This window comes from Thalassospira sp. ABL2_045 (assembly GCF_056161285.1).
The window spans coordinates 282,526-309,009 of record NZ_JBSWYV010000003.1 but is presented as its reverse complement, the minus strand read 5'-3'; the positions used below and the strand labels follow the sequence as shown (position 1 = coordinate 309,009).

The window sequence follows — 26,484 nt, the reverse complement described above, 5'->3', positions numbered from 1 at the left end:
CCTTTATTCGTCCTTTAGCGTTTCGATCACGGCACTTTGCGCCAAATCGCCCAAACCTTCTTTGGTGGCATTTTCAAATACAGCATGGGCGGCCTGTCCGACCGGAACAGAAAGGCCGTATTCATCGGCCAATTTCATGGCGTAGCTGGCATCCTTGCTGCGCAATCCGGTGGTGAAATGAATGCCTTCATTATGGTTGCCGCTGATCAGGCCGGGCATGACCATAAGGCCGGTCGGGCTTGCATTCGCAACAATTGCAAAGGTCTCCGCGACCGTGTTGCCATCCAGTCCGGCCTTTTTGGCAACAGCGACCAGTTCTGCGGCTGCGGCAATGTGAACCGCACCCAGAAGGTTGTGCATCAATTTGTAAACCGTGCCCGCACCAACCGGACCGAAATGCACGATCTTCTTGCCGGTAGCATTCATAAGCGGGCGGGCGCGTTCGAGATCATCATTACCAGCGCCGATCAGGAAAATGGTGTTGCCGGCTTCGACATCGGCGGGAACGCCGATGACCGGGGCATCGATATATCGGCAACCGGCAGCTTCGATCTTTTGGGAAAGTTCAAGCACAAAGGCATGCGAAAGCGTGGAGCATTCAATGGCAAGCGTGTCTTTATCCATTGCGGCCAGTGCTCCATCATCCGCCAGCCAGACAGCTTCGGCGGCTTGGTCATCGGCCATGAAGGAAACAACAATATCGCAATTTTTGGCCGCTTCCGCTGGTCTGGGGCAGGCGGTGGCACCCAGGGCGACAAGCGGCTCCGTCTTTGCCGGGCTTCTGTTCCAGACCTTGATCGCATAGCCCTGTGAGAGCAGGCGTTTGATCATGGCAGCTGCCATGCGGCCCGCACCCAAAAAACCGATTGTCTGTGTCATCTTGTTGTTTCCCTTGGCGGTCCCGTTGCTGTCAGGACCTGCATGTCTTGATAAAAGAAAATGGCCTGCCACAGAATGACAGGCCGCATTCAAATGACGTCTGCGTCAAAAATCAGCTGAGCGTGACTTTGACATATTCGCCCGGTGCGGGGCCAAGTACCTTGAGCTTGCCATCGCCCGGTTTGCGGGCATCGACCTTGCCACCTGCGCGGCGGCTGACCCAGTTTTGCCAATCGGTCCACCAGGAACCATCATGCTGGGCGGCCTTGGCCATCCAGTCATCCGGATTGGCCGGATTGCGGTTATAGGTCCAGTAGCAATATTTCTTGGCTGCAGGCGGGTTGACGACACCGGCGATATGACCCGATGCCGACAGGACGAATTTGACCTGGCCCGACATCAGCTGGGTACCGGCATAGGTTGCCTGCCACGGTGCGATATGGTCTTCGCGGGTGGACAGGAAATAGACCGGGATTTTGATATCGCGCAGATCAATCGGCTCGCCGAACATGGTGATGCCGCCCGGTTCGCGCAGCAGGTTCTTGTTATACATGTTGCGTAGATAGAAGCTGTGCATCGCCTTTGGCATGCGTGTGGAATCGGAATTCCAATACAGCAGATCAAACGGGAAGGGATCCTTGCCCAGCATGTAGTTGGAGACAACAAACGACCAGATCAGGTCATTGGCGCGCAGCATGTTAAACGACATCGCCATGTCACGGCCATCAAGATAGCCTTCCTTGGACATGTTGCGTTCCAGGCTTTCGATCTGTTCATCATCAACAAAGACAGAAAGCTCGCCCGGTTTTTCAAAGTCGGTCAGTGTCGTCAGGAAGGTAGCGGATTTGACCCGGTCATCGCCGACCTTTGCCATATAGGCCAGTGTGGAACTCAGCAGGGTGCCACCAAGGCAATAGCCGATCGCGTTGACATCCTTCTCGCCGGTTGCCTTTTCGATCATGTCGAGTGCGGCAAGGATGCCTTCCTTGGCATAATCTTCGAACGACTTTTCGGCGAGTTTGCTGTCCGGGTTGACCCAGGACAGAACAAACACGGTGTGGCCCTGATCGACCGCCCATTTGATAAAGGAGTTTTCCGGTCGCAGATCAAGAATGTAATATTTGTTGATCCACGGCGGGACGATCATCAGCGGGCGCTTGGCGACCTTGTCCGTGCTGGGCTTGTATTGCAGAAGCTCCATCAAGGGGGTTCTGCCGACGACCGATCCTTCGGTGGTGGCGACGTTTTCGCCAACCTTGAAGGCATCAAGATCGGTCATGCGGATTTGAAGCTTGCCCTTGCCGCGCTCGAGATCGCCAAGAAGGTTCTGCAAACCTTTAAGCAGGTTTTCACCGCCGGACTCAATCGTGGTCCGCAGCACTTCCGGATTGGTCATCAGGAAGTTGGTCGGCGAAATCGCATCAACGAACTGGCGGGTATAAAATTCGACCTTCTGGGCGGTTTTGTCATCGAGACCATCGACGTCATGGACAACATTTTGCATCCATTGCGAGGACAGCAAATATGACTGCTTGATGAAATCAAACAGTTCGTTGTTTTCCCATGCCTCGTCACGGAATCGACGATCGCCCTTTTGTGGGGAGACAACCGGTTCGGCTTCTTCGCCCAACATGCGCAGGGTCGTGTTGTGCCACAGCGTATAATATTGCTGCCACAGTTCCATCTGGGCTTCGACCAGCTTGACCGGGTTTTGCATCATGTGGGTGGTCAATTCGGCAAAGGCAGAGCCGATATTGAGTGGGTCCGGGTCCGAAATTTCCGGGTCTTCTGCCTGTTTTGCAAGGAAGTCAGAGACAAGTCGTTGACTTCTTTCGGCAATTTCTGCCATTGCTGCAGAGAGCTTTTCGGGATCCGGATGCTTGTTTTCAGTTTCGATGGCCTGTTGATCGCTCATGGGGCATTCCCTTATGATACCGCCGCAGGATACTTCGTAACTTCAGAACGTTTTGGCGTCTTTGCAATATCGCAAGACTTTTGACGTTCTATGTTCCGGGTATCCGATTGACGCTCCGGGTTGAAACTTTGCTTGATCCCAAGCTTATCATGGCCTTAGCCTAGCGCGTCGTTTAGGGGTAGTACAAGAATTATAAGGTGACGTTTTTGCGGAATATTTTTGCAGCAAACGTCGTCCAACTGAATTTGGAGCAGCGAAAACAAATGGGCGTTCTGAAATCGACGACCGGGCAGGGGTCGTGGCAGGAGACTGCAAGGGGGAAGCTGCGGGCATTGCTGCAGACCGGCTCTGCCTTGGCTGTGGTGCTAACACTTGGCGCCTGTTCTTCTGTTCCTGATGCGGTCAACCCGATCGAGTGGGGCAAGTCCGTCGGTGACATGTTTGATGGCGAAGACGAAGAGACCGCTGTCAAATCCGACGAAGCCATTCCCGGCGAAGACGGCGATTATCCCAGCCTTTCAGACACCCCGGCAAAACCGGTTGTCACCGGTGATGCAGAACGCGATGCACTGGTCGCCGGACTGGCGGCCGACCGCCAGAACGCCCAGTATGAGCAAAGCGGCCGCCGTCAGAGCAGCCCGCCGGTAAACGCCTTGCAGGAAGCGCCGGAAGTTCCGGTCTCCGAGCCTGCGATTAACCCGGCTCCGACCACGCCGGTAACCAGCAGTTCGATGGCCAGTGCTGAAAGTGCGGCATCCGCGACCGCGACCACCAGTGCGGTAACCTCGGCACCAAGTGGTTCTTCGATTGCCGACGAGTGGAATGCCAAATCAGCAGCAAGCGGCCCGGTTCCGACACCAGAAGCTCCGCCAGCCGCACCAATAGCCGCCGAGGGTGATGCACGTGCACAGCAGCTTGCCGCGTTTGAGGCTGCCCAAGGTGCATCGGGTGGCAATGTAACCCCGTCTGGTGATCCGGTGATGGATCAGTACCAGCGCCGTCTGGCCGAAGGGCAGGGTGTGTTCGCCAATGAACCGACATCGGCCCCGGCACAGGAATTTGATTATTCCATGTATTCCGACAATGGTGCTGTGATCGTCGATGAAAGCCAGTTCGGTGGTTCGGAGCCGATGTATGGCGACTCCGGCTCGGTTGACATGACTGCGACCAACGACGCACTGGCAGCACGCCTTGGTGTGCGGTCGATTGACCAGGTCGGCCCGGCGGTCAATGAAGTTCAGATTGCCCAGATCCAGTTCGGACATGGTTCGACCAAGCTTGGTGGTGCGGACTACAACGTGCTTGAGCAGGTGGCCGCGACCTGGCAGCAGACCAGCGGCTTTATCCGCGTGATTGGTCATGCCTCGATGCGGACCGGCAACATGTCGCTTGAACAGCATATGGCGGTCAACCGTCGCGTCTCCGAAGGCCGGGCATCGGCCGTGGTATCGCGCCTGCTGTCGCTGGGTGTCAGTCCGAATGCGATCTTTGTCGGTGCGGATGGTTCTGCCGATCCGCGCTACTATGAAGGCGTTCCGGCCGGTGAAGCCGGCAACCGCCGTGTCGAGATTTATCTGGATTACTGATCGCGCCGATCAGACAGTTTCAGAGAACAACAGCAAAACGTGGAAGGAGAAATCCTTCCGCGTTTTTGCGTTTTGGGCCGTGCATGCGCGGAAATGATCGTGTTTGTGCCTTCAATCCGACCTGACCCTGCCGCAAATCGCATTTGTGCGTATTTTCCACGCATTAATTCGTTGTGTCCGATTTCAAGAAACGGTAGATCATTCGAATTGTAAGCTATTAATGGCCTGAATAACGTACCTAAACGCAATTTTTTAGAAATCGAGGATATGCTTTTCGCATAAAATTCGAATTTCGGCATTTTGACGAGGAAACAGGATAATGTCGCAGGACTTCCATCGCATAAAACGTCTTCCGCCTTATGTATTCGCAGAAGTAAATGCGATGAAGGCGGCGGCACGTCGAGCGGGGGAAGACATTATCGACTTCGGCATGGGCAACCCTGACCCGGCGACCCCACAGCATATCGTCGACAAGCTGGTGGAAACGGTGCAGAACCCGCGCACTCACGGCTATTCGATGTCGCGCGGCATTCCCGGCCTGCGCAAGGCACTGGCGGCTTATTATGATCGTCGCTTTGGGGTGGATATTGATCCGGAAACAGAGACCGTGGTTACGCTCGGCTCCAAGGAAGGGCTTGCCAACCTTGCCGCCGCAATCACAAGCCCCGGCGATATCTTTTTGGTGCCCAACCCCTCCTATCCGATCCATGCATTCGGCTTCATCATTGCCGGGGCCGCATTGCGCCATATTCCGATTGGCCATGATGATCAGGGCACATTCAATACCGAAAGCTTTATGGAGCAGCTTCATCGTGCGGTGAAACACTCGGTCCCGAAACCAAGTGCCGTGGTGTTGAACTTCCCGGCCAACCCGACAGCGCTTGTGGTTGATCTGGCGTTTTATCAGGAAGTCGTCGATTTCTGCCGCAAGCATGAAATCTATGTGCTGTCTGATATCGCCTATTCCGAGATCTATTTTGATGGCAATCCGCCACCCTCGATCCTGCAGTGCAAGGGGGCAAAGGATATCGCCGTCGAGTTTTATTCGCTGTCGAAAACCTATTCGATGGCGGGCTGGCGTATCGGGTTTGCCACCGGCAATAAAAAACTGATTAACGCGCTGACCCGGATCAAGTCATACCTTGATTACGGTGCCTTCACCCCGGTTCAGGTGGCGGCAACCGCAGCCCTGAACGGACCGCAGGATTGTGTCGAGGAATTCCGCAATCTGTATCGTGAACGCCGCGATATCTTTATCGACGGGGCGCAAAGTGCAGGTTGGGAAATTCCGAGCCCGGCGGCCACCATGTTTGCCTGGGCGCCGATCCCTGATGCCTTTGCCGAGCTTGGGTCGCTTGATTTCTCCAAGCTGCTTTTGCAGGAAGCAGGTGTTGCCGTGGCACCGGGGCTTGGCTTTGGGGAGTATGGCGATCGCCATGTGCGGATTGCGCTGGTGGAAAACAAACACCGTATCCGGCAGGCCAACCGCAACATCAAACAGTTCTTTGCCAAGTGCCCGGATGCAGAATCTGCACGTGAACTGTTGAAGAAATCCGTCTGATATCTCATAAAGCATTCTTGTGTTTCGCCCGGGACATGTCCCGGGCGTTCTGCTATCAGGGCTCTGTGATCTTTTTTAGGATCACGGCTGAAACCAAGAGTGCAACCACGCGACAAGGAGTTATCGTGAAAGACGTCGTCAAAATCGGTGTGGCAGGCCTGGGTACGGTCGGTGCCGGAACCGTTAAACTGCTGAGTGAACATCGCGACATTCTGACTGACCGTTCGGGTCGCCAGATCGTCGTTACAGCGGTATCGGCGCGTGATCGAACTCGGGACCGTGGTTTTTCGACCGAAGGATTGACTTGGTACGACGATGCCCGTGATCTTGCCGCGGACAAGGATATCGACATCCTTGTCGAGCTGATTGGCGGATCGGATGGCATTGCCTATGACACCTGCAAGGCCGCCCTTGAAAACGGCAAGCATGTTGTGACTGCCAACAAGGCACTGATCGCGCTTAAGGGCGCGGAACTGGCCCAGATCGCCGATGCCAACAATGTCACCATCGCCTATGAGGCGGCGGTTGCCGGGGGTATCCCGGTCATCAAGGCGTTGCGCGAAGGATTGGCGGGTAATGAAATTTCACGTGTTACCGGCATTCTGAACGGGACCTGTAACTTTATCCTGACCACCATGCGTGAACAGGGGCGTGACTTTGCCGACGTTCTGGCAGAGGCGCAGAAACTTGGCTATGCCGAAGCTGACCCGACCTTTGATGTTGATGGCATTGATGCCGCGCACAAGCTTGCGATCCTGGCAAGTGTCGCATTTGGCGTTGAAGTCGACTTTGACGCGGTCGCAGTCGAGGGAATCCGCAGCGTTTCGGCGCTTGATATCCAGCTTGCCGAAGAGCTTGGCTATCGTATCAAGCTGCTGGGCATTGCCAAACAGACGTCCGAGGGCATCGAACAGCGCGTATCCCCGGTCATGGTCGACCGTGCGACCCAGATTTCCAAGGTCGAAGGCGTGTTTAACGCGGTCGCCCTTGAAGGCGATTATGTCGGGCCGGTGGTCCTGCAGGGCCGCGGAGCGGGCGAACGCCCGACCGCATCGGCGGTGGTTGCCGATATCGTTGATATCGCAGCCGGGCGTGCGGCGCCGGTCTTTGGCGTTCCGGCGGATCGTCTTAAGAAGAACGTGCGCGCCTCGCTCGAAAAACATAGTGGTGCCTATTACCTGCGCCTGATGGTTTGGGATCGTCCGGGTGTCATGGCCGAGGTCACCGCGACCCTTGCCAAGCACGGGGTTTCGATGGCGTCCATGATCCAGCATGGTCGGGCCGAGACCGAAGGCGGTGTGGTGCCGGTTGTGATCGTGGCCCACGAAACCACCGAGGCCGCCATGTCGGGTGCGGTAAATGATATTGCGGCGTTTGAAAGCAATTCACAGCCGCCGGTTCTGATGCGGATTGAAAGCTTCGCATCTTAAAAGTTTAAAGCTCAAAGCGCCTCGCACCTGTCAAGATGCGGGGCGCTGTTGTAAGGTCCGGTCCCAGAGCCGGAAAAAGACAACAACGAGACGGGGCCCCCAGACCCCGCATCACACGACGAGGAAGACAATATGGATCGAAATCTTGCGCTTGAAACGGTTCGCGTAACCGAGGCAGCGGCACTTGCGTGCTCTGGCCTGATGGGACGTGGCGACGAAAAGGCAGCCGACCAGGCTGCTGTTGACGCGATGCGCAATGCGCTGAACAGCATGGACATCAAAGGCACGGTCGTGATCGGCGAAGGCGAACGTGACGAAGCCCCGATGCTGTTTATCGGCGAAGAAGTCGGCTCTGGCGAAGGTCCGGAAATCGACATTGCGCTTGATCCGCTTGAAGGTACGACCATATGCGCGACCGGTGGCCCGAACTCTTTGGCCGTGGTTGCCATGGCGGAAAAGGGCGGTTTCCTGAATGCGCCGGACACCTATATGGACAAGATCGCCGTTGGCGGTGGTCTTCCCGATGATGTGGTTGACCTTGATGCCAGCCCGGCCGAGAACCTTAAAAGCCTGGCGAAAGCCAAGGGCTGTGATGTTGCCGATCTGGTTGTTTGCGTCCTGGATCGCCCGCGCCACCAGGACATTATTGCCAAGACCCGCGAAGCCGGTGCACGCATTATGCTGATCGGTGATGGTGATGTGGCTGGTGTGATTGCGACCTCGCAGAAGACCTCGGGCATTGATCTTTACATGGGGACTGGTGGCGCACCGGAGGGTGTTCTGGCCGCAGCAGCCCTTCGTTGCATTGGTGGTCAGTTCCAGGGCCGTCTTGTTTTCCGCAACGATGATGAAATCGCACGTGCGAAAAAATGGGGCATCGAAGACCTGACCCGCAAATACAAACTCACCGAACTTGCCAAGGGCAATGTTATGTTCGCGGCAACCGGTGTGACCGATGGTGCGATGCTGCGCGGTGTGCGCCGTTTTGCCAACGGTGCAGAGACCGAAAGCATCGTGATGCGCTCCCAGTCGGGTACCGTGCGCTATGTCCGCGCCGTACACGATTTCAGCCGCAAGATCTGGTACAAGTAAGTTCTGCTTATCGCAGCACAGCAAGAAGGGAGTGCACAGCACTCCCTTTTTTCGTTTAATCGCTTGCAGGGGATTAAGGACTGGGGTACATCCTCCGCCCCCTATGACGAACAGCAAATGCCGGAGCCTGCCTGATGTCGGAAATTATCGCCCTTGATTTTGGAACGACGAACTCTGTCCTCGCGGTGGCGGACAGTGCAGGCAATGTGCAATCGGCGAAGTTCGAAGTCGGTGCGAACAGCTTTGATACCTATCGTACCATCCTGTATTTCTGGGAAGATCAGGACCTGACCGCGCCGGGCGCGCCAATCCATACCAAAAGCTGTTCCGGTCCGTTCGCGATTGAGGAATACCTTAAGGAAAGTCATGACTGCCGCCTGATCCAGTCGATGAAATCCTATCTCGCGGCCAAGGATTTCGAAGGCACCGACATCTTCGGGACCAGCTATTCCATCGAAGACCTGATTGGGACGTTCCTGACACAGATCCATCACTTCGCGCAGCACAGCCTTGGTTGGCTGGGGCATCGGGTTATTTCCGGCCGTCCGGTCGCCTTTGCGGGCAACAACCCGGACAATGACTTTGCCGAGATGCGCCTGCGCGGGGCTTATGAGCAGGCCGGTTTCGATGTCGAAGCAATGGTGTTCGAACCGTTGGCCGCGTCCTATTACTACGGCCGCGAACTGGACAAACCGGAAACCGTTCTGGTTGCCGACTTTGGCGGCGGTACCAGTGACTTTTCCCTGATCCGCTTTACACCGGGGCTTGGTATTCGTGGTGTGCAGCCGCTCGCCCATACTGGTCTTGGCGTTGCCGGTGACCGGTTTGATTATCGCATCATCCAAAAGGCCGTCTGGCCGCGTTTGGGCTTTGGCTCGGAATATAAATCGATGGGTGCGACCCTGCCGGTACCACGGCAATATTACACGGCCTTTTCGCGCTGGCACGAACTGGCGATGATGAACCAGCCCAAAACCATCAATGAAATCAAAAGCCTGATCCGGTCCGCCTCCAAACCCGATGATATCGAGGACCTAGTCACCATCATCGAAGATGAAATGGGATTCCACCTTTATCAGACGGTGTCCAAGGCCAAGGCAGAGCTTTCTGAAAAAGACAGCACTATCCTGCAATTCTCCCACGGCGGGGTGGAGATCGAAGAAAAACTGACCCGTGCCGATTTCGAAGCCGCGATTGCACCAGACATGGCCGAGATCGAACTGGCCGCCAAGAATTGCCTTGATCAGGCCGGTATTGACGCAAGCGACGTCTCACGCGTCTTCATGACCGGCGGCACATCCTATGTCCCGGCCGTGCGCAAACTGTTCGAAGACCGCTTTGGCAAGGACCGCATCGAAATTGGCCAGCCGTTTCTGTCTGTAGCGCATGGTTTGGCATTGATTGCGGCGGATGAGGGAATTGTTTGATCGGATCAAGCGTAGGTATTAGGATTTAGTGCATTTAGTTTGGTTGCTTACTCTCAATTTGGTCCAGTATCGGTCGGATATTGTCTGGAACGAATGATTCGAGTCTTCTTGCTTCTGCAAGTGCAGTTCTAAAATGTGTCTGTTCGTCCTTAATATGTGTTGCTTCATTTGACTTTAGTGCGCCGTAGAATCCAAATGTGCTTATCTGATCAGATTCATCCACATTTTTAATGGATCGGTTTGCGTCTTCAATTGATTGGTTGCAGCCGATTATGTGATTTTCTCCGCAAGACTGAGCTACGGCATTCAGCTTGGCAATGCAATTAATCCACCGCAAAATTGTAATAGCTGGTGAATTGCGCCCTGTTGCGAAGTGTAGGTTTTTTTTCCACTTGCTTACGTTTGCAAGTGGTACAAAGCCAATCGTGTTCTCTCGAAGGTGATTTATTCCACCCATTACGTCGATGGGGCCGTGTCTGGTCCAAGCTATAGCGGCTACTGGTACCTGAGCATTGTGCCTGTGTGATGAGGTAGGGAGGTGTTTTGCGCTATGTATCGAGATTTGTATGCGTTTAGAAACCTCGATCTGTATTCCAAATTTGTGCCTCAGAGCTCTGCGGATGACATTTGAGTGTTGTTCTCTGATTGTTTCATCAATTTCTTTTATAGGCGTAAATATGATGAAGTCTAAGTCCCCTAAATATTTCAAGAATAGATCACCCAGGGTAGGTTTTTTAATCCTTGGTTTAAATAGTTCAAGCCACGTTAGTAGGTAGGATCCCGATCCGTATAGTAAATATTCTGACCCGGTCTCATCGGAGATGTATTGAAGAAAACATCTAGTCCGAGATTCATGGTCATTCGTTGGCTCTGCGAATGGACCGTTTGGGAAAAGCCAAAGCCAACTTGGTAGGCTTCCGTCGTCATCTTGGAGGGATATATTGTCGCAAAATGCCCCTATGAGCGAAAGCGCAGAAGGTACGCTGTTGGGAGGGGGGAGTTCTTGTTTCGCAATGATCGTTGCATACTTTCCAGTCAGCCAAGCACTAGCATAAGAAGACCATTGTTTGGTTGGTAGGAGGTTAGCTGAGGAACCATAGACGCCAATGCATGGTTTGAAACTCCAGGTGGCGGGTAAATCAAGGTTCTTGGAGACGTAGAAAGTGTTCCTGTCGTCCCCATTTATGTTTACGAAGGTTGTCGCAATGGTTTGCAGGCTACTCGCGGGATAACCAAGTCGCAAGCGTTGCGCTTGTCTTGGCTTCGCGTTACCTGCGGCAGCGAATGCAATGGGTTCAAATGATTGTTTGCTCTTGAAGTGCGCTGTTACGGTGTTCAATGTTTCTTCGAACACAGGTATTTTTGTGGCGATGTACTGCTCGGTGTCGATGTGCACATGGCCTTCTCGGGCAATCAGGGCTCCGGAAAAATCGAATGAGAAGTTTATTGATATAAGTTGAGTTTCGCCTTGTATTATCTCTATAGATTTGAGTAACCGTTTGCATGTATCAAACAAGTCGCCGAATTCGAGTTCGTTTCTTTGTCCTGTTATTGTGAGAACGTCAATGTGGCAGTTGGTTTTCTCTATTTCGGATTGAATAATTTTGTGTGTTTCTTCGCTGTGAGATTTACCAACATCAATTGATATGACTATTTTTTTTGAGTAAATATTATTATTTATTAAGTCAATAATGTTTTCTTCGTCGGTGTGATAAGTTTTTTTGTTACAGGTTCGGCTGTAGTGAGTGAATATTGTCTTGTATTTTGTGTCTTCGATTAATTTTTCGATGTTATCATTTGATATTTCGCTATCGAAGATGCTAAAAGTGTCTTGGGGAAGGCATATGTAGTTCCGATTCATACTGTGAATGGATTGGATCGCGGATAATCTCTCAATAACTAAATCTTCTTCTCCGATATTAGTCTTTATGAGATTCATGAAGATTGTTTTTTCTCGTCGGTCTCCCCTCGATCCTTCTGAACGAATATTTGACACTTGAAATGTGTCGGCAATCGCGACTGGGGCCAGCGTGTAGGCAGATATATTTTCGAGGGGGGTCTTTGACAGGGTTACTAGTTCTCCCGGTATTGCTACGAAAAGTGTCACTGTAATCTCCATTTCATTGTCGCAGTAATTTGTCCGCTCGCTTTTCCATCAAAGATCAACTTAATAAGAGAGCCACCACTAACTTCAATCGAGAAGCCAAGGGAAACTTCAACTTCTTCCAGTCGATATGCTTCATCTGCGGGACTGGAATCTGGAGGCTTAAAACCTTTAGCAATGCCTTGAATCGCCGATTGAAGTGCTTCGACTTGCTCCGGGTTAAGTTCAGGGCTTTGCTCGCTGGCTTCAGCTCCATAACTTTCTCTGGCGGCATAAAAGACCACCTCAACCTGCCCATTTTTGTTCTGCATATCTTCTTCCTCAGGGGTGTTGGTTCGGGGGAACTTAATTTTTGATATATTTATGAAAGCACATATCAACCTATGGTTAAACAAGAAAGTGTTTATGGTTGCAAAGGTGGTTGAAGCACGTTTGTAGTGCTTGAGCTTTTTCCACAATGCGTAATTGATCTTTCTTTTCTGAACAGAACATCACATCTATCCTGAATGGTAATAAGCTCGGCTGCAGTTGCGGTAACTGGGGGTTGAATTCAGGGAGGAATTCAGATGAATACTGAAAGTGATGCGCATGTGATTGCACGCTTGACCGGGCAGAGCCTGCCGGGAATGGCATTGTTGGCAACTGATGATAGTTCCATTGATCTTTCGACGCGTTCCGGGCGGGTGGTTGTCTATGCCTATCCGCGTACGGCCGAGCCCGGTGTGCCGTCGCCGGAAGGCTGGGATGAGATTCCCGGTGCCAAGGGCTGTACGCCGCAATCCTGCTCGTTTCGCGATCATGCCGCCGAATTGCGCGCGGTTGGTGTCGAAAACCTGTTCGGGCTTTCAAGCCAGACTACTGATTATCAGAAAGAAGCGGCCGAGCGCCTTCATCTGCCGTTCCCGCTGCTGTCAGATGCCGATCACCGTTTCAAGGAAGCCATGGCACTGCCTAATTTCGAAGCGGGCGGTATGCGGCTGTTCAAGCGTCTGACGATGGTCATTGATGATGGCAAGATCATCAAGGTTTTCTATCCTGTCGACGACCCGGCTGCTGATGCCGAGAACGTTTTGAAATGGTGTCGTGAGAACCGGAGCGGTTAGGGATTGCACGCTGCCGGGACGGTTTGAGTGTTTGACAAAATATCCGGTTTCAGACCGTTCGAGATTGCGCTATTTCATAGGGCATGACAGAGCAGCAACAAGAAACGACCTTTATGGGCATCGAGCGGTCCGTTACCGGCAAATGGTGGCGTGAACGCGCAAATGACGAGCGGCTGGCAACCACGATTGCCCAGCGTTTTGGTGTGCCGGAGATTGTCGGCCGGGTAATGGCCGCGCGCGGCATTGATCTTGACGACGCGGAAAGTTTTCTGTCCCCCACATTGCGCGATCTGATGCCCGATCCATCCACCTTGCAGGATATGGACAAGGCGGCTGCGCGCATTGCTGATTCCATCGAGGCCGGCGAGGGGATTGCTGTTTTCGGCGACTATGATGTTGATGGTGCGACCAGCACCGCACTTTTGAAACGCTTCTTCCGTGCGCTTGGTCTTGAGGTGCCGGTTCATATCCCTGATCGCATGTCTGAGGGCTATGGCCCCAATGCGCCAGCCCTTCTGGAGTTGCAGCGCAAGGGTGCGAAGCTGATCCTGACGGTTGATTGCGGGGTGACAGCCTATGCGCCGCTGCAGGAAGCCCGAGATGCGGGGATTGATGTCATTGTTGTCGACCATCACGCGGCAGAGCCGGAATTGCCGCCTGCCGTCGCGGTGGTGAACCCCAACCGGCTTGATGATGAAAGCGGGCTTGGGCATCTCTGTGCGGCGGGTGTTGCGTTTCTGGTCTGTGTGGCGTTGCTGCGCGAGTTGCGCAATCGCGGCTGGCTTGAAAAGGCCGGGGTGCGTGCGCCAGATTTGCGCGGCTGGCTTGATCTGGTGGCACTTGGCACGGTCTGTGACGTGGTGCCGCTGCGTGGGCTTAACCGTGCCTTTGTCACCCAGGGCCTTAAGGTCATGAAGCATCGCAGCAATATCGGTATGACATCACTTGCCGATATTGCCGGGGTTAACGAGGTGCCCAGTGCCTATCATCTTGGCTATGTCCTGGGGCCGCGTGTGAATGCCGGTGGGCGCGTTGGCGAGAGTTTTCTGGGCACGACCCTTCTATCGGGTGAGAACCCCGCAGAGGCGCAGGATATCGCGCGTAAGCTTGATGACTATAACCGGGAGCGCAAAGCGATCGAGGATATCGTCCTTGATCAGGCGATCAGCGCGGTCGAGGGCAAGTCCAAGGTCGGCTCCATGGTGCTGGTCGGCGGTGAGGACTGGCATCCCGGTGTGATCGGTATTGTCGCAAGCCGGCTTAAGGACCGCTATCACGTGCCGTCGCTTGTTATGGGGATGGTTGATGGCGTCTATAAGGGGTCTGCGCGTTCTGTGCGGGGCATTGATCTTGGCGATGCCATCATTGCTGCCCGTCAAGCCGGGCTTCTGATCAATGGCGGTGGCCATCATATGGCGGCGGGCTTTACCCTTGATCCCGAGAATCTTGAGGCGTTTGAAGCCTTCCTTGAAGAACGCTTTGCCAAGATCATTGCCGAAAACGACATTCGCCCGACGATCACGGTTGATGGTGCCTTGCATGCCAAGGGGGCAACGATCGAGCTGATTGATGCGCTTGAAAGGCTGGGCCCGTTTGGTGCGGGTAATGCGGAGCCCAGATTTGCCTTTGTCGATTGCCGGGCGGTGAAGGCCGATGTGGTTGGGCAGGATCATGTGCGCTGTATCCTGACCGGGGCCAACGGGCAGGGGCGGCTTAAGGCGATTGCGTTCCGATGCCTTGATAATGATATGGGCCAGACCCTGATCAAGCATGGCGGGCGCCCCTTGCACGTTCTGGGGCATTTGCGCCGTGATACCTGGCAGGGGCGGGATGGCGTACAGCTGATCATTGATGATGTCGCCTTGCCGGTTTAGGGACTAGGCTTCGAACTCGTCCCGGGCAGGGCAGCTATGATGCTGCAAATGCTTGCCGTTATGGTGCGATCAGATTAATCCTGAAGGCACCATGACACAAAATTCGCGCCCCACATCCCCCAACGCGACGCCCAAGCATGGCCTCGGATCGTTTTTGATCGTTCTGATGCCAATCATGCTGGCCTTTTCGCTTAGTCAGTTTTTCCGTTCTGCCCAGGCCTTGTTGGCCGGGCCGTTGCGTGAACAGCTTGCCGTTACCCCCGAACAGCTTGGCCTGATATCGGGCAGCTTCCATTTTGCCTTTGCCCTGATGCAGATCCCGGTTGGTGTTCTGCTGGACCGCTATGGGCCGCGCCTGACCAACGGGTTTCTGACCATGGTTACCGTCGCAGGCGTCATCATCTTTGCCAATGCGCAAAGCGTGCTGGGCCTGATGGCAGGCCAAGCGGTGATCGGGGTTGGCTGTTCGGCAGCCTTTATGTCGGCACTGGTTCTGGCCGCGCGTTGGACAGCACCGGAAAAGTTCGCCGCCGCATCGGGCCTGATCGTTTCGTTTAGCCTGATGGGGGTTTTGGCATCGGCAACGCCGCTTGCGACCCTGGTGGAGGCTTATGGCTGGCGCGCGGTCTATTATGGCCTCGCTGGCATTGCGCTGATTGCAGTCGTGCTTGATTTCATTCTGGTCCGCGACAATCCGCCGGGTCATGCGGCCCATGCCCAGCGCGGCGAAAGCGTCATGGATGTTTTGCGCGGCATGGTGTCGGTCTGGTCAAACCGGCAGGTCTGGTTGCTGTGCGGCGTTGCGTTTTTCAGTTACCCGACAATTCTGACCGTGCGCGGGCTTTGGGGCGGGCCGTATTTGCATGATGTGTTTGATCTTGGCGCAGTCGAGGTCGGGAATATCTTGCTGGTGATGACAATTGGCATGATCATTGGGCCGCCAACCTATGGGCAGCTTTCGCGTATGATGCCTGATAAAACGCGGGGGCTTATCGTCTTTGCCGTTTTGGTCGGCGCACTTGCCTGTTTGTTGCAGGCCTTTGTCGGGCCGCTGGGCACCGGTATTGCCATGGTGTTGATGCTGTTGCACGGCTTCCTTGGCAGCAGTGCGACACTGAACTATGCCGCATCGCGCAAGGCCGTGGCTGAACATCAGATTGGCCGGGCGCTCACCACGATCAATCTGGCGACCTTTGGCGGGCTTTTTGTTCTGCAAGGCATCGCCGGGCTGATTGTCGGCCACTATGAGGCCGACCCGGATACCGGTTACAAGGCGATGTTTGTCTTCCTGGCCTGCGGGCTTGCTTTGGCGGGGAGCTGTTTCTGGTTTGGAACGCGACGTCGGGCCAGATAAAGAAACAGGCGGAACCCTTGTCGGGCAGGGGAGAAGACCACATCTGTCCGTCCAGGGTCGGAAGCGCGCGGGATAAACCGTCTGGTTAAACAGTCCGCCATGGTTTTTCAGTATTTGGTCGGGAATGGCATCATTTCCGGCAGGGGATTAAAAAAAACGTCACAGGGGCGAAAAAGCCGCTTGACCTGACCCCACCCAATCGCTAAAAACCGGCCTCGTTAACGCGCTGCGTCCCCTTCGTCTAGAGGCCTAGGACACCGCCCTTTCACGGCGGCAACAGGGGTTCGAATCCCCTAGGGGACGCCACTCGTTAACATAGACTGACTTCGATTGGTGCGTATGTGTCCCCTTCGTCTAGAGGCCTAGGACACCGCCCTTTCACGGCGGCAACAGGGGTTCGAATCCCCTAGGGGACGCCACCAACCGAACGTCACGACATTCGCACATAAATGCTTGTGCCTGTGTCCCCTTCGTCTAGAGGCCTAGGACACCGCCCTTTCACGGCGGCAACAGGGGTTCGAATCCCCTAGGGGACGCCATCTTTTCCAAGAAGATCAATATGTTGCGTTGAAATGCTCGCCCGATGGTTCGGCGGGCGTTTTTGATTCCGGCTGTTTATGCCGTTGGTGGCACTGACAGGGTAAAGGTCGCAATCAGGCCGCCTTCGGGATTGTGTTCAAGCCAGATGTCTTCGCCATCTTCGCGGCACAGATCGCGACACAGCGACAGCCCGACGCCAGAGCCGATTTCCCCTTTGGTGCCGTCTTTGGAGTCATAGCTCGTCATGCTGGCGGCAAAGGCGGTAATCATGTCATCGGATGCACCGACACCACGGTCGATGACCCGCAGGCGGATTTTGTCAGCAGTCTTGTGCGTTGAAACCGTGATCGAGCCATGCGGGTTGGAAAACTTTATCGCATTGACCAGCAAGTTGCGCAGGATCATTTCCACGTGCGGTGCGATGCCATAGGCAACCGGCACGTCCACTTCGCTGATAACCCGGACTGATTTGGTCTCCAGCAGCGGGCGGGAAACCTTGATGGTATTGTCGACCAGTTCTTTCAGGGGGATTTCACTGCGCTCCGGTTTGCCCTCATCAAACAGGGTGCGCCCCCAAATCAGAAGATCATCCAGAAAACGCAGGGTTTCGGAGGTCGATGAATGCAGCTTGCGGATATTGCCAAGCGCCTGTGCCGGGTTGCCGGCGACCAGATCCTGCTGCGCCATCAGTGACAGCCCTGCAAGGCCGTGGAAAGGCGTTCTGAGGTCATGGGCAAGAACAGTGAAGAGGCGGTTCTTGGCACGCGCTTCGGCCCTTAGCGACAGGTTTAGCGAGATAATGATCATCGCGGTAAAGCCAACCGCGGTCAGCAGCAGGAAGACGATTACATCCAGGAAAGCCAGCATGTGAATGGTCGATGCCGACATCAGTTGGGTCATCGCCTTATCATCGATAAGCGCGACGATCCCGCGCGCCAGATGGAAAAGACAGTGTGCTGCAAAGGTGATCGCCATCAGGATTTCAGGTGCGGTCAGTTTCCGGCGTCTTGCTTGTGCCATAACAAGGCAGCTTGCCAGTGCCGTCGCCGAGATCGTCACAGAAATGACGACGACCCGCATCGCGAAATTCGGAACAATTTCAAGGTAATAGACAAAGAGCAGCGCATAGGCCGCAATTACCACGCTCGAAATCCGATAGCTTGGCTTTTTGCCTGTATAGACCTGAAGGCCAAGCAAATAGAACACATGACCGGCGGCAATCAGGGTGTTCCCGGCCACGACCGATGCCAAATCGGGGACAAAGCCCCGGAACCCCAAAAGAACAAATCCGATCGCGTTGGCAATGCCGCCGATGGCCCATAGCATGGTCGCATTGTCACGCCGCGACACCATCCACAGCGACGAGAACGTCAGCGCCTGAATAATGGCTGACAGGGTCGCGACAAATGCCAGTGTACGGATATCGAGTTCTACGCCAAACATTGGGGCTCCCATTCGACGATCTTTTGGGGCGCGGTGGCAATCTTTAGCGCCGTAACTATACTTTCGGGTGTTTTATCTTGTCCGTGAAGGAATGCAACGGAATATCGCGCTCTAATGACGCTCTTGCGGCAGGGAACGCCTAGAAGGGAAATCGTCGTTGTTTCGGTTTGCCTTTATGCTGCCGATAGCGCCGGGTCAGGCTTTCACGGAGCTGTTCGGCCGTTGGCCGGGGCAAGTCGATGATTTGGCGGGGATTTTCAGGATTGTCTGAAGTCGTGGAAATCGCACCATCGTCTTTGGGGGCACCGTCACCGGCAAAAAGATCAACCGGGTCCGCCAGATCGGCAGCGTAAAGATCGGCCACCCCGACACCCAGCAACCGATAGCGCGTGCCATCGACTTCCTTTTTAAGAAGGGTCAGTGCGGCGTCGAGAATCGCCTCCTCGCGCAAGGTCGGATAGGTCAGGCGCATGTTGCGGGTGCGGATTTTGAAATCCGATGATTTCAGCTTCAGGACCACAGTATGGCCGGCGATTTCCTTGCGCGCCAGATCGCTTGCGACCCGCGATGTCAGGCGGGTGGCGATTTCGGTGAGTTCGGACAGGCTTGCGATATCTTCGTTAAAGGTGGTTTCCGAAGACAGGCTTTTGCGTTCCGTACTTTGTTCGACCCGGCGATTGTCTTCGCCGCGCGAAAAGTAAAAGAACCGCTTGCCGATGCTGCCATATCGCCCTTGCAGGGCATGGATATCCATTTCCTGAAGCTGGCCGATGGTTGTGATGCCATCTGCGTGCAGTTTGCGTTCCATGGCAGGACCCACGCCCCACATCATGCGCACCGGCTTGTCGGCGAGGAAATCAACGGCCTCAGCGCGGCCGATCATGGAAAAGCCGAACGGCTTGTTAAGGTCCGAGGATATCTTGGCGAGGAACTTGTTATAGGAAAGCCCGATAGAGACCGTAATGCCGACTTCGCGTTTGATTGTCGCCTGCAGGTCGATCAGGCATTCAGCTGCTGATTTGCCATGGGTCTCAAACGCGTTGGACAAGTCCATGAAGGCCTCGTCAATCGATAGTGGTTCGATATCGGGTGTTAAGGCGCGCATCATGTCGCGAATACGATAACCTTCGCGCTGATATTTTTTCATGTCGGATTTCAAAAATACCGCATCCGGGCACAGTTCGCGTGCCTTGAAGGCCGGCATGGCAGATCGCACGCCGTATTTGCGCGCAATATAACAGCAGGTCGCGACGACACCGCGATGACCGCCGCCGATAATCACTGGCTGATCAATCAGGTCCGGTCGGTCGCGCTTCTCGATGGAGGCATAAAATGCATCGCAATCAAGATGGCCAATGGCAAGATCGGGGAGTTCCGGGTGGGCGATCGCGCGCTTGCAGGCGCAAACCGGGCAGGGCACATATGATCCGCTGCCGCTTTTGGGGAGCGGGCGATCAAGGTGCAGTCGCCATTTGTGATGGCAGTCCGGGCACAGCGCATACAACATGCTTATGTGTACTGCTTTTGTTCCGGTTTTGCCAAGGGGTGAAATGCAGCAAAGCTGCTGCACATTCTGGTTCCTGACAAATTTGTCAGGGGCGTGTCCCGGGCAGTCTAACGGGTCGGCTTGTCAGGCGTTGGTTTCTTTGGTGCCGGTTTGACAGGCTTTTTCGCGTCCCGCTTGGCGCGGCGCTGACGGGCGATCATGTTATCGATATAGCGCCCCTGGAACAGGGTAATGCCCAGCGACTGGCCGAACTTGATCGCGGTCGGTGAGTCGCAACGACACAGGATGACGCGCTCACGGCCTGAGTTTTTCACAAGATTGTCCATCTCGGAATATTTCTTGCGGATGACGTTATCGGTCATCTCTTCGCGCCAGGCGACCTTGATGAAGTCGGCTTTCAGGCGTTTGCGATCAACAAAGGACAGGGCTTCGACCGTCAGGTTGTCGACCAGAATGCGATAGCCGCGTTCATGGAAGTCGTCACGTACGCTGAGATAAGTCTCAAGGTTCGAGAAAAGGTCAACCTGATTAAGCTCGATGATCACGTTGCCCTTCCAGCTGCGGCGCACGGTTTCATCAAACTTGTCAAAATCCTTGGAGGTCAGGGTGCCAAGGTTGAGGTTGATCGAGAACGAACTTGCATGCGTCTTGAATGTCCGTTTGCACAGATAGTTCAGCATGCGTTTGTCGAGCGTCTCTGTCATGTGCTGGAACAGCCAGCGGTTTGACGCCAGATCGATATTTGGCATCAGCGCATTGCGCAGATCGGTAATCGAGACAAAGAACTCGTCAAAGACCGGGTGTAGCTCCTTGGACCCGCCATGGGCAAACACGCAAACCGGCTGCTGGCGGATATGTTCGGACAGATCCGCCGTATGAATGGTTTCTTCAAGTTCAGCCAGGTTTTCGGCGGTGATCGGACCAAGGGTATGATCGTCTTTTTCGCGCTGGATGGCGGTGCGCATATTGCTGCTTTTCTGCAGTTTTTTGGCGCGTTCATCCAGATGCTGACAGAGCAGCAGGAATTCCTGAAATTCGGTATTAAGGTTATACCAGGTGCAGAAGCCGGTTTCTTCGCTTTCATCCTGTGACAGCGGATCATCACGGAACAGATAGCGCAGCGTATCGACAGCCGGTTCGACATCGGCGATCGATTTGTCTTTCCAGACAAAGATCAGGTCATTGTTGGTCAGAACAAAGATACGGCCGACATAGAGTTTGACATAACTTTCAAAGGTATTGGTCGCAACGCGGATATGATAATCGCGGCGATGGAACGGCTTCATGCGTGACAGGTGAATATGTACCGCCCGGTGCCCGTATTTGCGGGTTTCCAGTCGTTGCACATAATCCAGCAACAGGTATTCCTGAAGGGCCTGTTGGCCATATTGCTGCGGTTCAATCACGCGAAGCCCCTGAAAGAGAAGATGTTTTTACTCGTTATAGGTTGGTTGAATACACCGAAGACCGAAGTTCAAGCAAATCATAATGTTCTGAAGGTCTGGTTAATGGCTTGGGCCATGACCCTAACACTATTCTATTTATAGAAACTATACATATGGCAGGACAAGTGTCGCGTGAAATTGCTTTAACGAATTGTTGGCAAGCAGGGTGCAAAATCAAGGCTGTATGGGGGAAGTCCATGTATGGTTTTGCTGGCATATCACAGGGCAATACAGCATGGTTTCCGATAACGGGTTTTAAGGAATAGGGGATTGGCGCCATGCAGGTATCCGCAAAGCGGACCGGGAACTGGCTGAAGATCGGCAAGGGCATTGCTGTGATCGGTATGGTTTCATGGGTGTCGGCCTGTGCGCCGCTGCTGGATCAGGATTTCTGGGACGAAGCAACGTCCTTTGCCGATGACAACTACACCGCGCTGGGGCTGCAGCAGTTGGCCAGCGGTGATTATGCATCGGCCGAAAAGCTGTTCGATGAGGCGCTTCGCAAAAATCCCCAGGATGGTCACGCAATGTTGTGGCGGTCCGTCCTTTATCAAAACACCAACCGACCCGATCGCGCGCATGATGGTTATGAAACGCTGATTGCCATGAACCCGCCCGGTACGGTTTTGATGTCTTCGGCGTCTGGTACCCAGCCGCGCCCGTTGCGTGATGCGGCGGAATTCAACCTGTCGCGTCTTGAACGCGGTCTTCCGGGATCGCTTAGCATCAATGATCAGATCATCAGCGGGCCGTCAGGCCTTGGAAATGGTGCCGCAGCAGTTGCCGCCGGACGGGTGTCGAATGCGCCGACGAGCAGCCCGACCTCGGGCATGACCAGCGGTCCTGTCAAAGCCATGGATATTCCGGCGGGGGCCGCATTGTCTGCAGGCGATGAAGCCATTGCCAAACGGTTTGCCATTTTGCGTAACCTTCAGGCGACCGGCCTTGTCACGCCCGAAGAATATTCTGCCCGGCGTTCAGCCAACCTTGGTGCGTTGTTGCCAATGAGTCAGCCGTCACCATCGGCATTCCTGAACAATCCGCCGCCCGAAGGCGCACAGGTCGAACAGCGTCTTAATCAGCTGAACCGGGCGCTTCAGATCGGTGCGATCACGGTGCAGGAACATGTTGCAGAACGCACATCCATTCTTGATGCATTGCTGCCGGCCCAGCCGCGCCAGCGTGCAACCCCGCCGCCAGCACCGCAGGGACTTATGGATGCAGCGCGCCAGATTGCGCGCATCGAAGATCTACAACAGATGAAACTGGTCACGCCAGACGAATTCAAGCGCGAGCGTGATGCAATCGAAGCGGCCATCGTCGAGCCGGCGCAAGGCACAGCCATGACCCTTAATTCCGGGGAACCGGTTCGCCGGGTTGCCACAGGTGAAAGCCGCCCCGTCCAACCGGCCGAGGAAATGGCTGAGGCCGCACCAGTCGCGACCGGATCGAAATCCGTGCATTTGGCGTCCTATCGCAACGAAGCGCAGGCAGAGCGCGGCTGGCAAATCCTCAAAGGGCGTTATAGTCAGCTTGCCTCCCTGCAGCATGGTGTGACGCGCGCCAATATCCCGGGCAAGGGGACGTATTATCGTTTGATGGCCACGGGGCTGAGCAATAGCGCGGCAAGTTCGCTGTGTGCGGACCTGAAACGACGGGGTCAGTTCTGCGAGGTGAAGTAGTAGTTCGCGGCCTTCGATCATATATTGAATGCGTAACGACAGCGCCGGTGGGATCAAAACGTTGCCACCGGCGTTGTTGTCTTCATAAGACACATTTTCAAACGACTTGCCGGCAGGTGCCATGATCTTTGTCTTTAGCGATTTTGGTGTGAACGGTCCCTATAGCGGGACGATGCGGTCCGTCGTGATGCGCCATGCGCCAGACGTGCCGATCTGTGATCTGATGCGTGATGCGCCTGACCGAAATCCAAAGGCGGCAAGTTATCTTTTGGCGGCCTTAAGTCGCGAATTTCAAAAAGGCGATGTGGTCCTGGCGGTCGTTGATCCGGGGGTGGGCAGCTCGCGTCACGGGCTTGTTGTCGAGGCTGACGGTGTTTCCTATGTCGGGCCTGATAATGGTCTGTTCGAAATTGTAATCCGCCGCGCACAAGAGGTAACGATCAGGGTGATTGACTGGATGCCATCTGATGCCTCGGCCAGTTTTCATGGTCGCGATGTGTTTGGCCCGGTGGCGGCACGGGTGGCAAATGATCAGGCCTATGCATCGCACGATATTGCGCCGGGTGACCGGTTTGGCGCAGCACAAGACTGGCCGGATGAATTGGCTGAGGTGATCTATATCGATCCCTATGGAAACCTGATGACGGGGCTTTTGGCGCGGTCCGAGGATGAAAAAGTCGCGATCAATGAACATGTTGTGTCAGGAGTACGCACATTTTCCGATGTGCCGACGGGTACGGGATTTCATTACCGCAATTCGATCGGACTTTGTGAGGTTGCGGTTAATTGCGGGCGGGCAGATGAAGTGACGGGTGCTGTGATCGGAAGCACTGTTGACGTGAAGTGAATATGTTAGGTGCAATCAACAATGGGTTCGTGATTGTATGATGGTATCGTGTGATAGTTGCACTCGGTGATAACCGGTCAATCCTTGGACAGGATTTGGTGAATGGCGATTGAGGTTAAATTCTGGGGCGTACGGGGCAGTATTGCCTGCCCGTCACCAGATCATGTGGTTTACGGCGGCAATACCAGCTGCATTGAAATGCGCGTCGGTGACGAGGTGCTGATTTTTGATGCCGGGACGGGGATCCGCAACTTGGGCAAGGATCTGATCCGCCGTCAGGTGACTCATGTCAACATCTTCCTGACCCATACGCATTGGGACCACATCAACGGCTTTCCGTTCTTTGTGCCGGCCTATAACCCGAAGGCCTCTTTTCGCGTCATGGCCGGGCATCTGACCCATCAGGGCGGTGTGGAACGTGTGTTTTCCGCCCAGATGGCCGACCCGACCTTCCCCGTGCCGCTTTCGGCCATGCAATCGACGCTGACATTCGAGGATTTCAATGTTGGTGATGAACTCCATCCGGCCGACGGTATCGTGATCAAGACAGCCCCGTTGCGCCACCCCAACGGGGCGACGGCATTTCGGGTCGAGTTCGAAGGAAATGCCGTGTGTTACGTGAGTGACACTGAACATGATCCGGAAAAACCCGATCAGACCATTCTCGATTTCATCGAGAATGCCGATCTGGTGATCTATGACAGCACCTACACCGACGAGGAATTCCCGCAAAAGGTTGGGTGGGGGCATTCAACCTGGCAGGAGGGCATTCGACTGTGCCGCGCTGCCAATGCCAAGCAACTGGCCCTGTTCCATCACGATCCGGACCATGATGACACGGCAATGACCGTCATTGAGCAAAAGGCACGCGCCACCTGGTCAGGCGCCTTTGCCGCCCGGGATGAGATGGTATTGCATATCGAGTGATCAGAGCGACATCTGCACATCAAAAAGGGGCCTTTGGGCCCCTTTGTCATTTTCAGATCATGTTAAACAGATTACGCGTTTACGGCCCCATTAAAAGACCCGGGAATATTTCGGGAAAACGCGGATTTCGATGCGACGGTTGGCTTCGCGGTTTTCAGGAATAGGGTCCCCGAAATCATCGCGGTTGGGCAATTTCGGCTTGGTTTCGCCATACGAAATGGCGCGCATGCGCTTGCTGTCAGGATCGACACCCAACGCGCCGAAGAACCGCACAACCGCAATCGCCCGTCCGGCCGCCAAATCCCAGTTCGTTGGGAAACGCGATGAATTGATCGGGCTGTCATCGGTATGGCCTGCGACTTCCACCTGAAAACCAAGATAGCGCGGTTCCTTAAGCAGATCGCCAACATCCTTGAGAAACAGGACGGCATCGTTGGTCAGATTTGCTGATCCGGGCTGGAAGAAGGCGCCGCTGCCCATTTCCATCAGGATGCCTTCATCATCGGTCGACACATTGACCGCACTGTCCATCGCCATGTTGAACACAACGTCGCGCAGATCGGTTTCCAGCACCTGTGTCGGGCGGACAACTTCACGCTTGCCGATTTGTTCGGCGATACCGGCCTGCACCTTTTCAAACATCGGGATTTCAACTTTGGAAAAGCTGACCAGCATGACGAAAAAGGCCATCAGAAGGGTGATGGCATCGGCATAGGTGGCGAGCCAGTCCTCGTTCAGCGGTTCATCTTCGGTGCGCTGCAAGCGTCTTTTGCGGCGGGCCATGGCGGTTTCCTTATTTCGACGACTTGTCGATATTGAAATGAATGGCCGGATCGAGGAACGAATTCATCCTGTCCTGAATGGCGCGCGGGCCTTTGCGGTCGGCCAGCATGATCAAACCTTCGGCAATCAGGTAGTTGCGAAACCGCATGATTTCTTCGCGCTGCTGAATTTTGCTGGCAGCTGGCAGGAAGAAGAAGCGCGCCGCAACAATCCCGTAAAGCGTGGTGATCAGGGCAATGGCAAGGCCAGCACCAAGCGATGTCGGGTCATCGGCCATTTTATCAAGCATGATGACAAGCCCGACCAGTGTGCCGATCATACCAAAGGCCGGGGCGGCGGCCGCCATGCTTTTGAGGATGGCAACCGGCACCAGATTGCGATTGAACGCATTGTCGATGGCGTTATGGAGCATTTCGGCGGTTTCTTCACCGTCATAGCCGGTAATGATGACTTCCATTGCCCAGCCGAGAAAGGGTTCGTCTTTTCCGACCCGCTCTGCTTCTTGTTCGAGGGCGTTGATGCCCTTTTTTTGCAGCAGATAACCCCATTTCACGACACGCCCGACTTCACCGGTCAGTTGCCCGCGGCCCATTTGCGGGGCGCGAAAAATCTTGAAGATCAGTTTGAGTGCAAGCAACACATAGCGCGCCTCATAGGCAATAAAGGTTGCCGCCAACGTGCCGCCAACCACCATCAGCGCACTCGAAAGGCTTAGGAATACCAGATAGTTATCGGTCGAAATAAAGATCGACCCGATAAACAGGCCAAGGCCGACCATAATGCCTAAAATCGTCGTAAACGACATTGTCCCCACAATCCCCCGGGCCGTCGCGATCGCGCTACGTGCAGCAAAATCACCAGATATTAGAAAAGCGCGTATTATTTTTTACGTAAGAATAGGCACGTAAAACGTTGCTTGGAAGTTAATTTTATCAATTAGGGGTGGATTTTACGTTTGGTTGTTCGGGGTGTCGCGAAGCGCCCA

At 54.6% G+C, this 26,484-nt stretch carries 20 protein-coding genes and 3 tRNA genes; 14 read left to right on the top strand and 9 right to left on the bottom strand.

Going from position 1 to position 26,484, the window contains the following annotated elements; genetic code table 11:
• Window positions 1-3 precede the first annotated feature (3 nt).
• Both ACXAIA_RS07415 and ACXAIA_RS07410 read right to left on the bottom strand, forming a co-directional pair.
• Entirely contained in the window at window positions 4-951 is a 948-nt protein-coding gene (locus tag ACXAIA_RS07415) for an NAD(P)-dependent oxidoreductase (protein WP_475348780.1), read from the bottom strand.
• 40 nt (window positions 952-991) lie between these two features.
• Window positions 992-2,794, bottom strand: coding sequence for a PHA/PHB synthase family protein (locus ACXAIA_RS07410; RefSeq protein ID WP_475348779.1), 1,803 nt, complete (start codon window positions 2,792-2,794; stop codon window positions 992-994).
• A gap of 263 nt (window positions 2,795-3,057) precedes the next feature.
• Between ACXAIA_RS07410 and ACXAIA_RS07405 the strand changes: the two genes are divergently transcribed.
• The 5 genes from ACXAIA_RS07405 to ACXAIA_RS07385 all read left to right on the top strand — a co-directional run bounded on the left by ACXAIA_RS07405 (window position 3,058) and on the right by ACXAIA_RS07385 (window position 9,890).
• Entirely contained in the window at window positions 3,058-4,380 is a 1,323-nt protein-coding gene (locus ACXAIA_RS07405) for an OmpA family protein (RefSeq protein ID WP_475348778.1), read from the top strand.
• Between the two features lie 319 nt (window positions 4,381-4,699).
• A complete protein-coding gene (locus ACXAIA_RS07400) occupies window positions 4,700-5,941 on the top strand; it encodes an LL-diaminopimelate aminotransferase (RefSeq protein WP_475348777.1) in 1,242 nt (413 codons plus the stop codon).
• Window positions 5,942-6,066: 125 nt separating this feature from the next.
• Window positions 6,067-7,371, top strand: coding sequence for a homoserine dehydrogenase (locus tag ACXAIA_RS07395; protein WP_475348776.1), 1,305 nt, complete (start codon window positions 6,067-6,069; stop codon window positions 7,369-7,371).
• A 132-nt stretch (window positions 7,372-7,503) separates the two neighbouring features.
• Window positions 7,504-8,463: a class II fructose-bisphosphatase gene (glpX, locus tag ACXAIA_RS07390; RefSeq protein WP_475348775.1), complete on the top strand. Its 960-nt coding sequence runs from the start codon at window positions 7,504-7,506 to the stop codon at window positions 8,461-8,463.
• A 134-nt stretch (window positions 8,464-8,597) separates the two neighbouring features.
• Window positions 8,598-9,890, top strand: coding sequence for an Hsp70 family protein (locus ACXAIA_RS07385; protein WP_475348774.1), 1,293 nt, complete (start codon window positions 8,598-8,600; stop codon window positions 9,888-9,890).
• A gap of 34 nt (window positions 9,891-9,924) precedes the next feature.
• Here ACXAIA_RS07385 and ACXAIA_RS07380 read toward each other — a convergent pair whose 3' ends face one another.
• The gene (locus ACXAIA_RS07380) at window positions 9,925-11,997 is read right to left on the bottom strand and encodes a hypothetical protein (RefSeq protein ID WP_475348773.1); all 2,073 of its coding nucleotides are present in this window, start codon (window positions 11,995-11,997) and stop codon (window positions 9,925-9,927) included.
• Window positions 11,994-12,305: a hypothetical protein gene (locus tag ACXAIA_RS07375; RefSeq protein WP_475348772.1), complete on the bottom strand. Its 312-nt coding sequence runs from the start codon at window positions 12,303-12,305 to the stop codon at window positions 11,994-11,996. The genes ACXAIA_RS07380 and ACXAIA_RS07375 overlap by 4 nt, the downstream gene beginning before the upstream one ends.
• 255 nt (window positions 12,306-12,560) lie before the next feature.
• Here ACXAIA_RS07375 and ACXAIA_RS07370 point away from each other — a divergent pair, with 255 nt between their 5' ends.
• The 6 genes from ACXAIA_RS07370 (at window position 12,561) to ACXAIA_RS07345 (ending at window position 16,864) form a co-directional block, all read left to right on the top strand.
• Entirely contained in the window at window positions 12,561-13,097 is a 537-nt protein-coding gene (locus ACXAIA_RS07370; protein WP_475348771.1) for a peroxiredoxin, read from the top strand.
• Window positions 13,098-13,180: 83 nt separating this feature from the next.
• Window positions 13,181-14,971, top strand: a complete 1,791-nt coding sequence (gene recJ / locus ACXAIA_RS07365; RefSeq protein ID WP_475348770.1) for a single-stranded-DNA-specific exonuclease RecJ — start codon at window positions 13,181-13,183, stop codon at window positions 14,969-14,971.
• Between the two features lie 91 nt (window positions 14,972-15,062).
• Entirely contained in the window at window positions 15,063-16,325 is a 1,263-nt protein-coding gene (locus ACXAIA_RS07360) for an MFS transporter (protein WP_475348769.1), read from the top strand.
• A gap of 230 nt (window positions 16,326-16,555) precedes the next feature.
• A tRNA-Glu gene (locus ACXAIA_RS07355) sits at window positions 16,556-16,631 on the top strand.
• 37 nt (window positions 16,632-16,668) lie between these two features.
• Window positions 16,669-16,744, top strand: a tRNA-Glu gene (locus tag ACXAIA_RS07350).
• A 44-nt stretch (window positions 16,745-16,788) separates the two neighbouring features.
• Window positions 16,789-16,864: transfer RNA gene (locus ACXAIA_RS07345), tRNA-Glu, on the top strand.
• Between the two features lie 76 nt (window positions 16,865-16,940).
• On the opposite strand, the gene ACXAIA_RS07340 is transcribed toward ACXAIA_RS07345, so the two are convergent.
• From ACXAIA_RS07340 to ACXAIA_RS07330, 3 genes are all read right to left on the bottom strand, one after another.
• Window positions 16,941-18,308, bottom strand: a complete 1,368-nt coding sequence (locus ACXAIA_RS07340) for a sensor histidine kinase (RefSeq protein ID WP_475348768.1) — start codon at window positions 18,306-18,308, stop codon at window positions 16,941-16,943.
• 139 nt (window positions 18,309-18,447) lie between these two features.
• Entirely contained in the window at window positions 18,448-19,815 is a 1,368-nt protein-coding gene (locus ACXAIA_RS07335; RefSeq protein ID WP_475348767.1) for a DNA polymerase IV, read from the bottom strand.
• Window positions 19,816-19,922: 107 nt separating this feature from the next.
• Complete coding sequence (locus ACXAIA_RS07330; protein WP_475348766.1) at window positions 19,923-21,221, bottom strand: EAL domain-containing protein; 1,299 nt, start codon at window positions 21,219-21,221, stop codon at window positions 19,923-19,925.
• A gap of 317 nt (window positions 21,222-21,538) precedes the next feature.
• Here ACXAIA_RS07330 and ACXAIA_RS07325 point away from each other — a divergent pair, with 317 nt between their 5' ends.
• The 3 genes from ACXAIA_RS07325 to ACXAIA_RS07315 all read left to right on the top strand — a co-directional run bounded on the left by ACXAIA_RS07325 (window position 21,539) and on the right by ACXAIA_RS07315 (window position 24,716).
• Window positions 21,539-22,942 (top strand): SPOR domain-containing protein, encoded by a 1,404-nt coding sequence (locus tag ACXAIA_RS07325; RefSeq protein WP_475348765.1) that lies wholly within the window; start codon window positions 21,539-21,541, stop codon window positions 22,940-22,942.
• Window positions 22,943-23,063: 121 nt separating this feature from the next.
• On the top strand, window positions 23,064-23,789 hold the full coding sequence (locus ACXAIA_RS07320) for an SAM hydrolase/SAM-dependent halogenase family protein (protein ID WP_475348764.1): 726 nt from the start codon (window positions 23,064-23,066) through the stop codon (window positions 23,787-23,789).
• Window positions 23,790-23,891: 102 nt separating this feature from the next.
• Window positions 23,892-24,716, top strand: a complete 825-nt coding sequence (locus tag ACXAIA_RS07315; RefSeq protein WP_475348763.1) for an MBL fold metallo-hydrolase — start codon at window positions 23,892-23,894, stop codon at window positions 24,714-24,716.
• A 90-nt stretch (window positions 24,717-24,806) separates the two neighbouring features.
• Here ACXAIA_RS07315 and ACXAIA_RS07310 read toward each other — a convergent pair whose 3' ends face one another.
• Both ACXAIA_RS07310 and ACXAIA_RS07305 read right to left on the bottom strand, forming a co-directional pair.
• On the bottom strand, window positions 24,807-25,499 hold the full coding sequence (locus ACXAIA_RS07310) for an OmpA/MotB family protein (protein WP_475348762.1): 693 nt from the start codon (window positions 25,497-25,499) through the stop codon (window positions 24,807-24,809).
• 10 nt (window positions 25,500-25,509) lie between these two features.
• Window positions 25,510-26,304 carry a motility protein A gene (locus ACXAIA_RS07305; protein WP_475348761.1) on the bottom strand — a complete coding sequence of 265 codons (795 nt, stop codon included), beginning with the start codon at window positions 26,302-26,304 and terminating at the stop codon, window positions 25,510-25,512.
• Window positions 26,305-26,484 lie beyond the last annotated feature (180 nt).

Excerpts from the sequence above, each read along its gene's own strand:
- ACXAIA_RS07410 (WP_475348779.1), bottom strand. The coding sequence starts at position 2,794 with ATGAGCGATCAACAGGCCATCGAAACTGAAAACAAGCATCCGGATCCC.
- ACXAIA_RS07405 (WP_475348778.1), top strand. The coding sequence starts at position 3,058 with ATGGGCGTTCTGAAATCGACGACCGGGCAGGGGTCGTGGCAGGAGACT.
- ACXAIA_RS07400 (WP_475348777.1), top strand. The coding sequence starts at position 4,700 with ATGTCGCAGGACTTCCATCGCATAAAACGTCTTCCGCCTTATGTATTC.
- glpX (WP_475348775.1), top strand. The coding sequence starts at position 7,504 with ATGGATCGAAATCTTGCGCTTGAAACGGTTCGCGTAACCGAGGCAGCG.
- ACXAIA_RS07385 (WP_475348774.1), top strand. The coding sequence starts at position 8,598 with ATGTCGGAAATTATCGCCCTTGATTTTGGAACGACGAACTCTGTCCTC.
- ACXAIA_RS07375 (WP_475348772.1), bottom strand. The coding sequence starts at position 12,305 with ATGCAGAACAAAAATGGGCAGGTTGAGGTGGTCTTTTATGCCGCCAGA.
- ACXAIA_RS07370 (WP_475348771.1), top strand. The coding sequence starts at position 12,561 with ATGAATACTGAAAGTGATGCGCATGTGATTGCACGCTTGACCGGGCAG.
- recJ (WP_475348770.1), top strand. The coding sequence starts at position 13,181 with ATGACAGAGCAGCAACAAGAAACGACCTTTATGGGCATCGAGCGGTCC.
- ACXAIA_RS07360 (WP_475348769.1), top strand. The coding sequence starts at position 15,063 with ATGACACAAAATTCGCGCCCCACATCCCCCAACGCGACGCCCAAGCAT.
- ACXAIA_RS07340 (WP_475348768.1), bottom strand. The coding sequence starts at position 18,308 with ATGTTTGGCGTAGAACTCGATATCCGTACACTGGCATTTGTCGCGACC.
- ACXAIA_RS07335 (WP_475348767.1), bottom strand. The coding sequence starts at position 19,815 with ATGTTGTATGCGCTGTGCCCGGACTGCCATCACAAATGGCGACTGCAC.
- ACXAIA_RS07325 (WP_475348765.1), top strand. The coding sequence starts at position 21,539 with ATGCAGGTATCCGCAAAGCGGACCGGGAACTGGCTGAAGATCGGCAAG.
- ACXAIA_RS07320 (WP_475348764.1), top strand. The coding sequence starts at position 23,064 with ATGATCTTTGTCTTTAGCGATTTTGGTGTGAACGGTCCCTATAGCGGG.
- ACXAIA_RS07315 (WP_475348763.1), top strand. The coding sequence starts at position 23,892 with ATGGCGATTGAGGTTAAATTCTGGGGCGTACGGGGCAGTATTGCCTGC.
- ACXAIA_RS07310 (WP_475348762.1), bottom strand. The coding sequence starts at position 25,499 with ATGGCCCGCCGCAAAAGACGCTTGCAGCGCACCGAAGATGAACCGCTG.
- ACXAIA_RS07305 (WP_475348761.1), bottom strand. The coding sequence starts at position 26,304 with ATGTCGTTTACGACGATTTTAGGCATTATGGTCGGCCTTGGCCTGTTT.